The sequence below is a fragment of the Marinomonas sp. G8-14 genome (genome assembly GCF_055808935.1).
This window is the reverse complement of record NZ_CM147891.1, coordinates 3,116,378-3,130,664: the sequence shown is the minus strand read 5'-3', so window position 1 is coordinate 3,130,664 and position 14,287 is coordinate 3,116,378. Positions and strand designations below refer to the sequence as shown.

The window sequence follows — 14,287 nt, the reverse complement described above, 5'->3', positions numbered from 1 at the left end:
TGGGCTTAAGTAGGGCTAATGGCTCTTCCTAAGGTTGATATATTTTGTGTAAAGGCGTTTTTCTGGTGTTTGGATGAAGATCAATAAAGCAACTCAATTTTCAGCTTTGACGAGGTTTTTTTCAGCTACTGTCTTTCGGGAGATGGCAAGAAAGGGGCAGTCAACATTATTCTCTCGTTTGCTTAGAGAAACTGAATTAGTTGATCAGTTGGGTCTTAACGCAACGGTCGGTGAAGCGTTTGATTTTGCGTTTAATATACTTAAAGTTGTTGGGCATCGTGATGAGTACATATATCGAGCAGCAGTGAGTCAAAAAGTGCTTCTTGGAACCCATTCACTTCGTACAGCCTCAATGCTTAACGAGTTTCGAGCTGGTAATTGTAAAGCCGACCTTGTGATTTTAAACGGTACAGCAACCGTTTATGAAATAAAGTCTGAGCGAGATTCGCTGACTCGGCTTGAAAATCAAATAGAGAACTATAAGCGCGTATTTGCAAAAGTTAATGTTATATCTAGTGAAGACCATATCGATGGCATTATTGAAACCGTATCGGATGATATTGGAATTATGTGTCTTACTAAGCGATATCAAATAAAGACTATACGTGAGGCCAAGAATAGTCCTGAAAGAGTCTGTCCTCGTACAGTATTTGAGTCTTTGCGTATCACTGAAAGTATTGAGATCCTTGAACATTTAGGAGTAAAGGTCCCTGATGTTCCTAATACCCAAAGACATGCCGTACTACGAGAGCTGTTTTCTGAGACTCGACCCAGCTACTTTGCATTTTGAAATGGTAAAAACGCTAAAACGAACGCGAGAACTTGCTTCTCTTAGAGACTTTGTTGAAAGCTTACCGAAATCCTTACAGACAGCTGCGTTATCTGTATCTGTGCGACGCTCGGATCAAATAAGGTTGATCAATGCGACAGAAACCCCGCTACATGCGGCAATGACATGGAGTTAATCGACGTATGTACTACCCATATTTTCGTGGAAAGCAATATGAGCTAATAACGATTCGTGAAATGGCTGGGCTTTTAGCTGAAAAAGACTTTATACCTGTGATTGAACCTGTTCGTGAGTCATTGAATGGTCTGAAAAGAGCGCTAGAAGCGATTCATGATGCAGGTGGTAAAGCTATAGTAATAGTTAATCCTCATCATGGGGATCATCAAGATGATGGCGCTAATATAACTAGCTTTCTTGAGGATGAGTTTTCTGGCTCAACGAATATATCAGCAGGGATTCTTCTACGTAATGGTATATCGGTTGATGATGCTTTTTCTTGCTTTGAGAGGCACGTGCCTCACAATCCAGTACTAGTCCATATGGGGTTTACTGAGCCAAAAGCTTTAGCTGCTAGGCTTGAAGGGCGTATGCATGAGATAACCAATATATTTATTGATGATTATGCAAAGTTACTATACCGAAAACATTTTTCTGAAAGTCGACGCATTTTGATTCGTGATGGTTTCAACCGTCAGCGTAATGCAGATTACCCAGAAGTAGAGACTTTTTCTGAGCTTCATGCCACTTACCTTGAGTTAGGTATGAGAGGTTTCGGGGATTTCCTGATGGTTGGTGATGCATATACTGAAGGTGGTGGACCAGCCTATGCAGTAGCAATTCACCTTACTTTTATTGATCGCGAAAAGGATGACGTGATGTATATTTATCATTTTGTTTCAGATACAAAGGATACTCCTACAGACCCTGCAGGAAAATTTGCTCAAGCACTCCATAAGCTAATCACTAAGTTAGATAGCGGTAGCTCGGGTATTTTTGAAGGCAAAGCAATTGAGGAGTTCAGAGTTCTTCATGCTAAAGGTCACTTCCCAGGTCTAGGTTATGTGAAGAAGCTTTCTATGAAGCATCACATTGAAACGCTTGCTAACTATTTGAAGTGAGGTAGCTATGGCTGAGCGTTTCTGTTGCCCTGAATGTTTTGGTGATCGAGTTTTACGAGATCAGATATTTCCAACACTGGAGCCAAAAGAGGGAACTTGCGATTTTTGTGGTTCAATTAACACGTCATTAGTTACTCCAGCAAGTTTAGCTGAGTATTTTGAGCTTCTGGTGAATGTTTATGAGCCAAGTTCCGATGGAAAAATATTAGTTGAGTGGATGAAAGATGATTGGTTGATATTTAGTCACGATCGTATGGATATAGCTCATGCAAAAGATCTACTTAGTGAAATTCTTAATAACGGTGAAATTGTTCGTCGTACATTTCAGCCTTCCAGTAGTTATAGTAGCGATGGTCTAGCCCAGTGGGATCGACTGCGTGATGAAATGATGTACTCGAATCGTTGGTTTCTCGATGTAACTATAGATGAGGAACGTCTCAAAGAGCCTCTTAGATATGCTAATAGCAAAAGAGTTACCATTGCGCTGGTATCGTGCTCGAATCCAGAGTGAGGATGGAACTTTTCAAATAGATAAAATGGGTGCTCCACCTAAAAGGCGTTCTTCAAATGGACGTGCAAACCCTGCAGGAATACCCTATCTTTACTTAGGCTCTTTACCCAAGACAGCTGTAGCTGAGGTTAGACCTCATACAGGCGAAATCGCTTGCGTAGCCACGTTTGATATTCCTGAAATTAAGGCTGTGGATTTGCGCAACCCTCGTGAACTTGTTTCTCCTTTCATTTTGGAAGACGCAAGGCAAATAGCTCAATTGCGGGCAGATTTGCCTTTTCTAGAACGTTTGGGGGAAGAGTTGACAAGGCCAGTTCAGCCTTCAGGTGCTGCTATAGACTACATTCCTAGCCAGTATTTGTGTGAGTTTATTAAAAAGAAAGGATTTGATGGCGTTGTTTATCGTAGCTCTGTTAGTGAGGGGATTAATCTTGCCTTGTTTGACCCCAATCAGGCTATTGGTGGAGAAGTTGTCATTTATAATGTAGAACGGGTGTCTGTTCAGGTTGCTGCGCAAATAAGTTGATAGTGTATAGAACCAGTATCGTAATGTATGACAATTAAAAAAATAATTCAAGATGCTGAACTCGATGTTTTTTTATATTGCCATCATCTAATGGGAATAATTCAGTTAGGTAACATCTGACTGAATCAATAGAAACGCTAAAAACCCGCCTCGTCGAAGCGAGTTTTTTGTTTTTGGTTATTACTGATCAACCCTTCCATATAGAGTTTACTCAATTGCTCAGTAGAAACTCCCTGTACGGTTTGTGTCGCTGAAGGCATCGCCGATAATTATTAGGTTGTCTCTATGCCCGCGGGGGAGTGGGTCTAGGTCGTGAATAAAAAGGTGTTTTTAAGCTACTTGTGCCATTTCGTCAACAACTGTGCCCCAGTGCCTTTTTCACCTAGTTTATCGTATGGGTTCATGAGTCGACATCGCTCAAGGGAAAGGCAGCCGCAACCAATACAGTCCGCCATCATATTTTTCAGCTCGGTCAGTTGAGTAATTTTCCTATCCAGTTCTTTTTGCCATCTTGCACCGAGGGCTTCCCAATCTTCTAGGGTGACGCGGGTTCGATTTGGTAGTCCTTCAAACTCCAACAAAATGTCTTCCAAAGAAAATCCTGTCCGCTGAGCAACCTGAATCAGAGAAACGATACGAATAACATGTTTTGGGTATTGCCTATGGTTGGATGTATTTCTTTGGCTTTTTATCAAACCTTTCCTTTCATAGAAATGTAAAGCCGACACCGATACGCCGGTCCTTTCGCTTAACACACCCACAGAAATCCACTCAGGCATTATTATTTTTCGCATTTGACGCTTGACCTAAACTTAAGTTTAGGTAGCAGAATAGACTCAAATTCAAATCAGCTCAAGTTCAGCATTTAATAAAGTCGCTGAGAGAGCTGTGAAAAAATGCTATTTATGCCTAAAAAAGAGAGCCTTAATGAAAACCAATCTATTAGAATCCAGAGCACTTTGCTTGCTACTGATTTCCACACTAACAGTAATGTCTAACGCTACTATTGCTCCTGCGTTACCCGGTTTGGCGAGTGAATTCTCGGGAACGCCTGCAGCTGATTTCTTGGTAAAGATGCTGTTACCAATTCCGGCTTTGTTTGTAGTGATCTTCGCGCCAATATTAGGCTGGACAGCCGATAAGTTTGGTCGTAGAAATCAAATCCTTATTGCGACTATTGTTTTTGCCATCGCTGGTGCCGCTGGCGCACAGCTGCTGGGTTTAGAAGCCATTATTATCAGTCGAGCCATTTTGGGTATATGTGTCGCAGGACTGATGACCGCCATAACGGCGCTCATAACCGATTATTATTCTGGGCAAAAAAGAAGCCAATTTATGGGGCTGCAACAAGCCTTTTCTAATATTGGCGGTATCCTCTTTATCGTCACAGCGGGCTATTTAGCAAGCATAAGCGCACGACTCCCTTTTTATATCTACGCCATTGCTATTCTGTTGGTGCCGCTTGTATTCCTATCTATTCGCGACAGCAAGCAAACCACTCAGCCAAGCGATAACCAGCAAGATGATACCAATACGAACTGGAAACTCCCGCTCATCGGCTGTTCTATTCTGATTTTCTGTCACCTAATCGTGTTTTATATCCTGCCAACGCAAATTCCATTTTTTATGGCGGATATTGGCATCACTGATCCAAGCAAATCAGGCTTGGCAATCGGAATGGGAACATTAATCGCCGCGATAGCTGGTGTGTTCTTTGGCAAGCTGGTTGTCAAAATCCAAAACTATGGCGTCGCACTCATCGGCTTTATTGCCATGAGTCTTGGTATGCTTGTGCTATCACAAGCCACATCGTTCGGCTTAGTTATTCTCGGTTGCGGCCTCATGGGCGCTTGCATGGGATTGGTAATGCCAAATTTCATGGTAAAAGGCATGGAGCTTGTGCCAAGCAACAAACGCGGACTCGCATCTGGCGTACTGACCAGCAGCATCTTCATTGGGCAATTTGTTTCACCTTTTGTCACCTCCGTTCTTATCGCCCAATTGGGATACAGCGATTTTTACTTATTAGCAGGGTTTTTTACTTTAGTTCTAGCCATTGCAGGCGCCGCCACCCTGAAAAAACAATCTACTCTCCCTACAAACGTCAATAAAGGAAACTAAAATGAAAGTACTGGCCTTCAGCACAAGCAACAGTAAAAACTCTATCAACAAGAAACTGGCTTGTTATGCTGCCCAACAAATCAACAACGCAGATGTGTCGCTGATCGACATTAACGACTTTGAAATGCCAATCTACAGCGAGGACAGAGAAAAAGAATCGGGCATTCCACAATTAGCACACGACTTTTATAACGCCATTGGTTCGACCGATAGCATCGTCATGTCTTTTGCCGAATACAACGGGTCCTATACCTCGGCTTATAAAAATCTGTTTGATTGGACATCTCGAATCAACATGGAAGTCTTTCAAAGTAAGCCCGTTATTATGCTGTCGACATCACCAGGGGCCAGTGGAGCACAAAGTGTATTGGCTGCTGCAAAAAACTCCGCGCCATATTTTGCAGCTAATGTAATCGATGCCATTTCCTTGCCCAATTTCTATGATAATTTTAATGAAGTGAAAGCAATTGTCATTGATCGCGCATTCAATGAGCGTTTATTGGCTGCGATCAGCCGGCTTTAATGTGTTTTATAAATGTGTTTAAGGCTCTCATTGGAGGTCGTTCTTGTTTTGTCTGCACGGCAATCCCTATTTGCTGTTTAGCGTTGTGAGAATTGTGGGGGGCGTTGAAAGATCATGCGATACTTGGACTATCAAGTGTTGCAAGTAGGCGAAGTGATTGAGCGAAGGCTTTTAATGAATAAGGCGTGTTTTTCTTGTGCGTGTTCGACAGGATTTCTTTTCTAGATGAAAGATAGGAGTATTTACTTGGAGTTTCCAACCCCTTTAATAGAAGGAAGATTGCTAAAGCGTTATAAGCGCTTCTTGGCGGACATTGAATTGCCGAGCGGTGAGGTGGTCGTTGCCCATTGCCCGAATACCGGGTCAATGAAGCGTTGCCAACAAGAGAATGCCCGTGTGTGGCTATCCAAAAGCGATAACCCAAAGCGTAAGCTCGCGTATACGTGGGAGCTGGTGGAAGTCGACGAGCAATATCTAGCCTGTATTAATACTGGCTACCCAAACAAGTTGGTTGGTGAAGCTATTGCGAATGGAGTGGTAGAAGAGCTTACGGGCTACGTTGAGCAAAAGGCCGAAGTGAAGTATGGCGAAAAAAGCCGTATTGATTGGTTATTAACGGGTGGTGATGGGCAGAAGTGTTATGTAGAAGTGAAGAACGTCACGTTGCTCGAAGAAGATGGAATAGGGTATTTTCCGGATGCGGTTACCGATAGAGGACGCAAGCATTTGTATGAGCTTGCCAATATGGTGGCAGAAGGTCATCGAGCGGTGATGTTCTTCTGTGTTAGTCACACGGGGATCGATTCGGTTACCCCTGCGGTGCATATTGATAAGAAGTATGCTCAAGCGTGTATGGAAGTGATTGAAAAAGGTGTTGAGGTGATTGCCTACCAAGTGGCGATCGATACAAAAGGAATGGCCGTGGCTCGTTCTGTCCCAGTAAAAATGCCTAAACTGACGTAAGGCTCACACAAACACTTATGTTGTTTGGTTGCTTTATAACCAAAAAAGCGGCTTTTTGGTGGTTATTTGAACGGTTTTGATTTTATTTAAAAAAACTGAAAGAAAAAACCAAAAGTCCTTGCATAGAAAATTCTGATGCGTATTATACGCACCCACTGACACGGACAACGACGCAAACAAGAGTTTGCACTTACTAAGGTAAGTAAGTTGAACGAAGTATCAGACGCTCTTTAAAATAGATAATCAGATAATTTGTGTGGGCGCTCGCTGGAGGCTTCAGAAGATTATCCGGATTGGTTTTTAACTGATTCGAGATGGTCAAAAAAATTGAAGTCTTGCGAAACGTCTAACACGTCAATTCGCTTTATGTTGTTTCGTTGTTCTTCGGGATGATGAAATGATTAAGTTATTGTTAGTGTAATAGATTTTGAGTAAGCAAACTTTTTAACTGAAGAGTTTGATCATGGCTCAGATTGAACGCTGGCGGCAGGCTTAACACATGCAAGTCGAGCGGTAGCACGGAGAAACTTGTTTCTTGGGTGACGAGCGGCGGACGGGTGAGTAACGCGTAGGAATCTACCTAGTAGAGGGGGACAACATGTGGAAACGCATGCTAATACCGCATACGCCCTGAGGGGGAAAGGAGGGGACTTTTCGGAGCCTTCCGCTATTAGATGAGCCTGCGTGAGATTAGCTAGTTGGTAGGGTAAAGGCCTACCAAGGCGACGATCTCTAACTGGTCTGAGAGGATGACCAGTCACACTGGGACTGAGACACGGCCCAGACTCCTACGGGAGGCAGCAGTGGGGAATATTGGACAATGGGCGCAAGCCTGATCCAGCCATGCCGCGTGTGTGAAGAAGGCCTTAGGGTTGTAAAGCACTTTCAGGGGTGAGGAAGGGTGATTGGTTAATACCCAATTATCTTGACGTTAGCCCCAGAAGAAGCACCGGCTAACTCTGTGCCAGCAGCCGCGGTAATACAGAGGGTGCAAGCGTTAATCGGAATTACTGGGCGTAAAGCGCGCGTAGGTGGTTTGTTAAGTCGGATGTGAAATCCCAGTGCTCAACCTTGGAATGGCACCCGATACTGGCAGGCTAGAGTATGGTAGAGGGGTGTGGAATTTCCTGTGTAGCGGTGAAATGCGTAGATATAGGAAGGAACATCAGTGGCGAAGGCGACACCCTGGACTAATACTGACACTGAGGTGCGAAAGCGTGGGGAGCAAACAGGATTAGATACCCTGGTAGTCCACGCCGTAAACGATGTCTACTAGCCGTTGGGTTGTAATGACTTAGTGGCGCAGCTAACGCAATAAGTAGACCGCCTGGGGAGTACGGCCGCAAGGTTAAAACTCAAATGAATTGACGGGGGCCGCACAAGCGGTGGAGCATGTGGTTTAATTCGACGCAACGCGAAGAACCTTACCTACTCTTGACATCCAGAGAAGAACGCAGAGATGTGTTTGTGCCTTCGGGAACTCTGAGACAGGTGCTGCATGGCTGTCGTCAGCTCGTGTTGTGAAATGTTGGGTTAAGTCCCGTAACGAGCGCAACCCTTATCCTTACTTGCTAGCGGGTAATGCCGAGAACTTTAAGGAGACTGCCGGTGACAAACCGGAGGAAGGTGGGGACGACGTCAAGTCATCATGGCCCTTACGAGTAGGGCTACACACGTGCTACAATGGCGTATACAGAGGGCTGCGAACTTGCGAGAGTAAGCGAATCCCAGAAAGTACGTCGTAGTCCGGATTGGAGTCTGCAACTCGACTCCATGAAGTCGGAATCGCTAGTAATCGTGAATCAGAATGTCACGGTGAATACGTTCCCGGGCCTTGTACACACCGCCCGTCACACCATGGGAGTTGATTGCTCCAGAAGTAGGTAGTCTAACCGTAAGGAGGACGCTTACCACGGAGTGGTCAATGACTGGGGTGAAGTCGTAACAAGGTAGCCCTAGGGGAACCTGGGGCTGGATCACCTCCTTAAACGATAGAAACCTCTGGTGAGCGTTCACACAAATTATCTGATGGTATGAGTTAATGATTATTCATTGGCGAGATACAGTATCTAGTTTAGAAAGCTTAGCGACAAAGCTTTAAGCAAGACACTAAACAAAGCGTCACGCAAGTGATGGTTTAGTCTCTGACTTAGTGCTTTGCACTAAACTTGCTCTTTAACAATTCGAATTTTGAAATAGACGATAATCAAGCGTCAAACCGGTGGAAAGCATCTTTAACCTAGATGACTTTCTAAATCGTAAATCCAGAGGGGTACAAAAGCCCTTTGGTATGTGATCCGAAACTATTTTGGGTTATATGGTCAAGTGACCAAGCGTGCACGGTGGATGCCTTGGCAGTCAGAGGCGATGAAGGACGTGGTAATCTGCGAAAAGGTTCGGGGAGTCGATAAACAGGCTTTGATCCGAACATGTCCGAATGGGGGAACCCACTCTACTTGTAGAGTATCCCACAGTGAATACATAGCTGTGAGGAGGCGAACGAGGGGAACTGAAACATCTAAGTACCCTTAGGAAAAGAAATCAACCGAGATTCCCTAAGTAGCGGCGAGCGAAAGGGGATTAGCCCTTAAGTGGTTTTGGTGTTAGTAGAAGGCTCTGGAAAGTGCCGCGATAGAGGGTGATAGCCCCGTATACGAAAACACCTTAATCATGAAAACGAGTAGGACGGGACACGTGTTATCCTGTCTGAATATGGGGGGACCATCCTCCAAGGCTAAATACTCCTGACTGACCGATAGTGAACCAGTACCGTGAGGGAAAGGCGAAAAGAACCCCTGTGAGGGGAGTGAAATAGATCCTGAAACCGTGTACGTACAAGCAGTGGGAGCGGACTTGTTCCGTGACTGCGTACCTTTTGTATAATGGGTCAACGACTTATTTTCAGTAGCAAGGTTAAACATGTAGTGGAGCCGTAGGGAAACCGAGTCTTAATAGGGCGTTTAGTTGCTGGGAATAGACCCGAAACCGGGCGATCTATCCATGAGCAGGTTGAAGGTTGAGTAACATCAACTGGAGGACCGAACCCACATCCGTTGAAAAGGCTGGGGATGACTTGTGGATAGGAGTGAAAGGCTAATCAAGCTCGGAGATAGCTGGTTCTCCTCGAAAGCTATTTAGGTAGCGCCTCGTATCTCACCATTGGGGGTAGAGCACTGTTTGGGCTAGGGGGTCATCCCGACTTACCAACCCCATGCAAACTCCGAATACCAATGAGTGCAATTACGGGAGACACACGGCGGGTGCTAACGTCCGTCGTGGAAAGGGAAACAACCCAGACCGTCAGCTAAGGTCCCAAAGTTACAGTTAAGTGGGAAACGATGTGGGAAGGCTTAGACAGCTAGGAGGTTGGCTTAGAAGCAGCCATCCTTTAAAGAAAGCGTAATAGCTCACTAGTCGAGTCGGCCTGCGCGGAAGATATAACGGGGCTAAAACTGTACACCGAAGCTACGGATGCTTAGTTTACTAGGCATGGTAGAGGAGCGTTCTGTAAGCCGTTGAAGGTCAAGCTGTAAGGCAGGCTGGAGGTATCAGAAGTGCGAATGTTGACATGAGTAACGATAAGGGGAGTGAAAAACTTCCCCGCCGGAAGACCAAGGTTTCCTGTCCCATGTTAATCAGGGCAGGGTGAGTCGGCCCCTAAGGCGAGGCAGAAATGCGTAGTCGATGGGAAACAGGTTAATATTCCTGTACTCGTGCATATTGCGATGGAGAGACGGAGAAGGCTAGGCCAGCACAGCGATGGTTGTCTGTGTTTAAGGCGGTAGGTTTAGGGCTTAGGCAAATCCGGCCCTTTTAAGACCGAGAACTGATGACGAAGCCTCTTTTGGGCGAAGTGGTTGATGCCATGCTTCCAGGAAAAACTTCTAAGCTTCAGATATGCAGGAACCGTACCCCAAACCGACACAGGTGGTCAGGTAGAGAATACCAAGGCGCTTGAGAGAACTCGGGTGAAGGAACTAGGCAAAATGGTACCGTAACTTCGGGAGAAGGTACGCCGGCCGGTGTGAAGGACTTGCTCCGTAAGCACTAGTCGGTCGAAGATACCAGGTGGCTGCGACTGTTTATTAAAAACACAGCACTCTGCAAACACGAAAGTGGACGTATAGGGTGTGACGCCTGCCCGGTGCTTGAAGGTTAATTGATGGGGTTAGCGCAAGCGAAGCTCTTGATCGAAGCCCAAGTAAACGGCGGCCGTAACTATAACGGTCCTAAGGTAGCGAAATTCCTTGTCGGGTAAGTTCCGACCTGCACGAATGGCGTAACGATGGCCACACTGTCTCCACCCGAGACTCAGTGAAATTGAAATCGCAGTGAAGATGCTGTGTATCCGCGGCTAGACGGAAAGACCCCGTGAACCTTTACTATAGCTTCACAGTGAACTTTGAACCTACTTGTGTAGGATAGGTGGGAGGCTTTGAAGCGGTGACGCCAGTTACCGTGGAGCCACTCTTGAAATACCACCCTGGTATGTTTGAGGTTCTAACTCAGGTCCGTAATCCGGATCGAGGACACTGTGTGGTGGGTAGTTTGACTGGGGCGGTCTCCTCCCAAAGAGTAACGGAGGAGCACGAAGGTGTGCTCAGCATGGTCGGAAATCATGCATAGAGTGTAAAGGCAAAAGCACGCTTAACTGCGAGACAGACACGTCGAGCAGGTACGAAAGTAGGTCTTAGTGATCCGGTGGTTCTGTATGGAAGGGCCATCGCTCAACGGATAAAAGGTACTCCGGGGATAACAGGCTGATACCGCCCAAGAGTTCACATCGACGGCGGTGTTTGGCACCTCGATGTCGGCTCATCACATCCTGGGGCTGAAGCCGGTCCCAAGGGTATGGCTGTTCGCCATTTAAAGTGGTACGCGAGCTGGGTTTAGAACGTCGTGAGACAGTTCGGTCCCTATCTGCCGTGGACGTTTGAGATTTGAGAGGAGCTGCTCCTAGTACGAGAGGACCGGAGTGGACGAACCTCTGGTGTTCCGGTTGTCACGCCAGTGGCATTGCCGGGTAGCTATGTTCGGACGGGATAACCGCTGAAAGCATCTAAGCGGGAAGCCTCCCTTAAGATAAGATCTCACTGGAACATAAGTTCCCTAAAGAGCCGTTCGAGACTAGGACGTTGATAGGTTGGGTGTGTAAGTGCTGTGAGGCATTGAGCTAACCAATACTAATTGCTCGTGAGGCTTGACCATATAACACCAAAGTGGTTTTTAAAGCGGAAACGCTACAATCACAGACACAGATTACGATAAAGCATCAGCAATGATGAGCATCGGTTTGATACTTGGTTATCACTATTTCAAAATGAATTGTTAAAGATCCAAGCACGTATTCGCGTGTTGTGGTGAGACGAAAAGAGTCCAGCCAGAACAAAACGCAAAACGAATTGCTTGACGATCATAGAGGCGTTGAACCACCTGATCCCATCCCGAACTCAGAAGTGAAAAGCGCCATCGCCGATGGTAGTGTGGGAGATCCCATGTGAGAGTAGGTCGTCGTCAAGCTTTATATTAAGAAGGCCCTGATAGCTGATGCTGTCAGGGCTTTTTTTCGTCTACGGTTAGCCGTCTTCACGTGCACGCAGTAATGGTTTACTCCTGCAGCAATGGCTTGCTCTTTTGTGCCCCGCTTGCGCCTGTCTCATTCTTCGACGCGTCTGCGCGGGTCATCAAAAGAGCGCGCCTTATGTCGTCTATCTGAATTCATGCCACGTAGTAATGGCTTACCCTCTCGTACTCAGTTTGTGCCTGTTTCATACTCCGACGCGTCTGCGCGGGTCATCAAAAGAGAACGCCTTATTTGTCTATCTGGGCGCGTCATTAAAAGAGATTGCCTGTGCCATCTATCAGAATAGGTTGTCCCTTATTACTCGCTTCTCTATTTGCTCACCAATTCACTTATGTTTGTCTTGTTAGGTTGGTTTTTGAAGATAGTCTTCATTAATGTCCAAATAAAGTTCAAATAAGTTTGAACTCTAACTATTCCCTTTAATTTTTGGAAATCAGGTCTACAATGAAATGACATTTTAAATAAAGGAAGGAGTTTGAGATGACAAAAGTATTGGTTCTTTACTATTCAAGCTATGGTCACATCGAAAAAATGGCGCAAGAGGTGGCCGAAGGTGCTCGTAGTGGCGGTGCGCATGTCGATGTTAAGCGCGTGCCTGAGTTGATGCCGGAAGATGTGGCGAAGAATGCGGGTATCAAGTTGGATCAGCAAGCTCCCGTTGCTAAGCCTGAAGAGTTGGCGGATTATGATGCTGTTATTTTTGGCTCGCCAACCCGCTTCGGTAATATGGCGTCTCAAATGCGTAACTTCCTAGATATGACTGGCGGTTTGTGGGATCAAGGCAAGCTCGTTGGTAAAGTGGGCAGTGTCTTTACTTCCACTGGTACGGGTGGCGGCAATGAAACCACTGTACAGTCTTTTCATACGACTTTATTTCATCATGGTTTTGTCGTTGTGGGATTACCTTATTCTTGTCCAGAATTGGCGGATATAAGTGAAGTCAAAGGTGGCTCACCGCTGGGGGCTGGAACCATTGCTGGTGCTGATGGTAGTCGTATGCCGTCAGACAAAGAGATTGCGATGGCGCGATTCCAAGGTAAACATGTTGCTGAAATTGCGGCTAAGTTAAGCGCATAAATTTATGTTATGAATTGAAAGGGCAAACGTTTCCGTTTGCCCTTTTTTGTTGCAACTAACCTATCCACATTAAGTCTAGTATGGCTCAATACTTTTATTTTGTTAATAACTTAGGCACTTATCCACTTCGTTTGCAGCGCCAAGAATGACGGCGACACGTTGGTGAATGGCTTCTGGCTGAATGTCCAGAATGCGTTGAGTGTGGGTATGGGCTTTACCGCCAGCTTGTTCTAGAAGCATGGCCATTGGGTTAGCTTCATACATTAGACGTAGCTTGCCTGCTTTAGATGGATCTTTGTTATCCCAAGGATAGATGAAGATACCGCCGCGACAAAGGATGCGGTGTACGTCACCCACCATAGCGGCTACCCAGCGCATGTTGAAGTTCTTACCGCGTATGCCATCTTTGCCTTTCACTAGGTCATTAACGTAGTTTTGCATGCTGGCAGACCAGAAGCGTTGATTCGACATATTAATGGCAAATTCTTGTGTGTCTTGTGCCACCTGAACGTTTTCGTGGGTTAATATGAAGACGTGTTTGGTTGGATCGTAGGTGAACATATTAACGCCATTGCCTGTTGTTAGAACCAACATGGTTGATGGGCCATACAGAACGTAACCTGCCGCGACTTGTTCTTTACCGGGAATCAAGAAATCCGCTTCGGTTGCAGGTTGGTCACCGGTTTGGCGATAGATTGAAAAGATAGTACCAACCATGGCATTGATATCGATGTTAGACGAACCGTCCAATGGATCAAAGGCGATGAAGTATTCGCCATCGGTATTGGCTGGTACTATGTAGTCTTCTTCTTCCGAAGCAATGGCTCTCACGGCAGGGCAAGCGGTGAGAGCGTCTTTAAGCATGTCGTTTGAAATGACATCTAGCTTCTTTTGTTCTTCACCTTGAACATTTTCATTGCCAGCCATGCCTAAAATACCTGCTAGTGAACCCTGTTTTAGCGCATCGGATATGGCAATGCAGGTGTTGGTTGTTACCGTTAACACAGTTTGTAATGTTTTCGGTGTTGCGCTGGATGCTAAAACATCAGATAAGTTTTGCATGGTATGGCATTT

Annotated in this window: 10 protein-coding genes and 3 rRNA genes; 11 read left to right on the top strand and 2 right to left on the bottom strand. The window is 45.6% G+C overall.

Annotation, left to right across the window (positions count from 1 at the left end):
• Nucleotides 1-73 precede the first annotated feature (73 nt).
• The 4 genes from AC0L6V_RS16010 to AC0L6V_RS15995 all read left to right on the top strand — a co-directional run bounded on the left by AC0L6V_RS16010 (nt 74) and on the right by AC0L6V_RS15995 (nt 2,945).
• Nucleotides 74-790, top strand: coding sequence for a sce7726 family protein (locus AC0L6V_RS16010; RefSeq protein WP_265218144.1), 717 nt, complete (start codon nt 74-76; stop codon nt 788-790).
• Between the two features lie 182 nt (nt 791-972).
• Nucleotides 973-1,908 carry a sce7725 family protein gene (locus tag AC0L6V_RS16005; RefSeq protein WP_265218143.1) on the top strand — a complete coding sequence of 312 codons (936 nt, stop codon included), beginning with the start codon at nt 973-975 and terminating at the stop codon, nt 1,906-1,908.
• A 7-nt stretch (nt 1,909-1,915) separates the two neighbouring features.
• The gene (locus AC0L6V_RS16000) at nt 1,916-2,419 is read left to right on the top strand and encodes a hypothetical protein (protein ID WP_265218142.1); all 504 of its coding nucleotides are present in this window, start codon (nt 1,916-1,918) and stop codon (nt 2,417-2,419) included.
• Nucleotides 2,364-2,945, top strand: coding sequence for an RES family NAD+ phosphorylase (locus tag AC0L6V_RS15995; protein ID WP_265218141.1), 582 nt, complete (start codon nt 2,364-2,366; stop codon nt 2,943-2,945). The genes AC0L6V_RS16000 and AC0L6V_RS15995 overlap by 56 nt, the downstream gene beginning before the upstream one ends.
• A gap of 335 nt (nt 2,946-3,280) precedes the next feature.
• Here AC0L6V_RS15995 and soxR read toward each other — a convergent pair whose 3' ends face one another.
• Nucleotides 3,281-3,739: a redox-sensitive transcriptional activator SoxR gene (gene soxR / locus AC0L6V_RS15990; RefSeq protein ID WP_265218140.1), complete on the bottom strand. Its 459-nt coding sequence runs from the start codon at nt 3,737-3,739 to the stop codon at nt 3,281-3,283.
• 133 nt (nt 3,740-3,872) lie between these two features.
• Here soxR and AC0L6V_RS15985 point away from each other — a divergent pair, with 133 nt between their 5' ends.
• The 7 genes from AC0L6V_RS15985 (at nt 3,873) to wrbA (ending at nt 13,213) form a co-directional block, all read left to right on the top strand.
• Complete coding sequence (locus tag AC0L6V_RS15985) at nt 3,873-5,066, top strand: MFS transporter (RefSeq protein WP_265218139.1); 1,194 nt, start codon at nt 3,873-3,875, stop codon at nt 5,064-5,066.
• Nucleotide 5,067: 1 nt separating this feature from the next.
• Nucleotides 5,068-5,589, top strand: a complete 522-nt coding sequence (locus AC0L6V_RS15980; protein WP_265218138.1) for an NADPH-dependent FMN reductase — start codon at nt 5,068-5,070, stop codon at nt 5,587-5,589.
• A 246-nt stretch (nt 5,590-5,835) separates the two neighbouring features.
• Entirely contained in the window at nt 5,836-6,552 is a 717-nt protein-coding gene (gene sfsA / locus AC0L6V_RS15975; protein ID WP_265218137.1) for a DNA/RNA nuclease SfsA, read from the top strand.
• 445 nt (nt 6,553-6,997) lie between these two features.
• Nucleotides 6,998-8,539: ribosomal RNA gene (locus tag AC0L6V_RS15970) — 16S ribosomal RNA — on the top strand.
• Nucleotides 8,540-8,871: 332 nt separating this feature from the next.
• A 23S ribosomal RNA gene (locus AC0L6V_RS15965) occupies nt 8,872-11,760 on the top strand.
• Between the two features lie 197 nt (nt 11,761-11,957).
• A 5S ribosomal RNA gene (gene rrf / locus AC0L6V_RS15960) occupies nt 11,958-12,072 on the top strand.
• Together the 16S, 23S and 5S rRNA genes form the textbook arrangement of a ribosomal RNA operon.
• A 544-nt stretch (nt 12,073-12,616) precedes the next feature.
• Entirely contained in the window at nt 12,617-13,213 is a 597-nt protein-coding gene (gene wrbA, locus AC0L6V_RS15955) for an NAD(P)H:quinone oxidoreductase (protein ID WP_418138423.1), read from the top strand.
• Between the two features lie 102 nt (nt 13,214-13,315).
• Here wrbA and AC0L6V_RS15950 read toward each other — a convergent pair whose 3' ends face one another.
• Nucleotides 13,316-14,275 (bottom strand): class 1 fructose-bisphosphatase, encoded by a 960-nt coding sequence (locus AC0L6V_RS15950; RefSeq protein ID WP_265218136.1) that lies wholly within the window; start codon nt 14,273-14,275, stop codon nt 13,316-13,318.
• Nucleotides 14,276-14,287 lie beyond the last annotated feature (12 nt).

What these genes read in the sequence shown, in the direction of transcription:
- AC0L6V_RS16010 (WP_265218144.1), top strand. Translation starts at nt 74, where the DNA reads ATGAAGATCAATAAAGCAACTCAATTTTCAGCTTTGACGAGGTTTTTT.
- AC0L6V_RS16005 (WP_265218143.1), top strand. Translation starts at nt 973, where the DNA reads ATGTACTACCCATATTTTCGTGGAAAGCAATATGAGCTAATAACGATT.
- AC0L6V_RS16000 (WP_265218142.1), top strand. Translation starts at nt 1,916, where the DNA reads ATGGCTGAGCGTTTCTGTTGCCCTGAATGTTTTGGTGATCGAGTTTTA.
- AC0L6V_RS15995 (WP_265218141.1), top strand. Translation starts at nt 2,364, where the DNA reads ATGCTAATAGCAAAAGAGTTACCATTGCGCTGGTATCGTGCTCGAATC.
- soxR (WP_265218140.1), bottom strand. Translation starts at nt 3,739, where the DNA reads ATGCGAAAAATAATAATGCCTGAGTGGATTTCTGTGGGTGTGTTAAGC.
- AC0L6V_RS15985 (WP_265218139.1), top strand. Translation starts at nt 3,873, where the DNA reads ATGAAAACCAATCTATTAGAATCCAGAGCACTTTGCTTGCTACTGATT.
- AC0L6V_RS15980 (WP_265218138.1), top strand. Translation starts at nt 5,068, where the DNA reads ATGAAAGTACTGGCCTTCAGCACAAGCAACAGTAAAAACTCTATCAAC.
- wrbA (WP_418138423.1), top strand. Translation starts at nt 12,617, where the DNA reads ATGACAAAAGTATTGGTTCTTTACTATTCAAGCTATGGTCACATCGAA.
- AC0L6V_RS15950 (WP_265218136.1), bottom strand. Translation starts at nt 14,275, where the DNA reads ATGCAAAACTTATCTGATGTTTTAGCATCCAGCGCAACACCGAAAACA.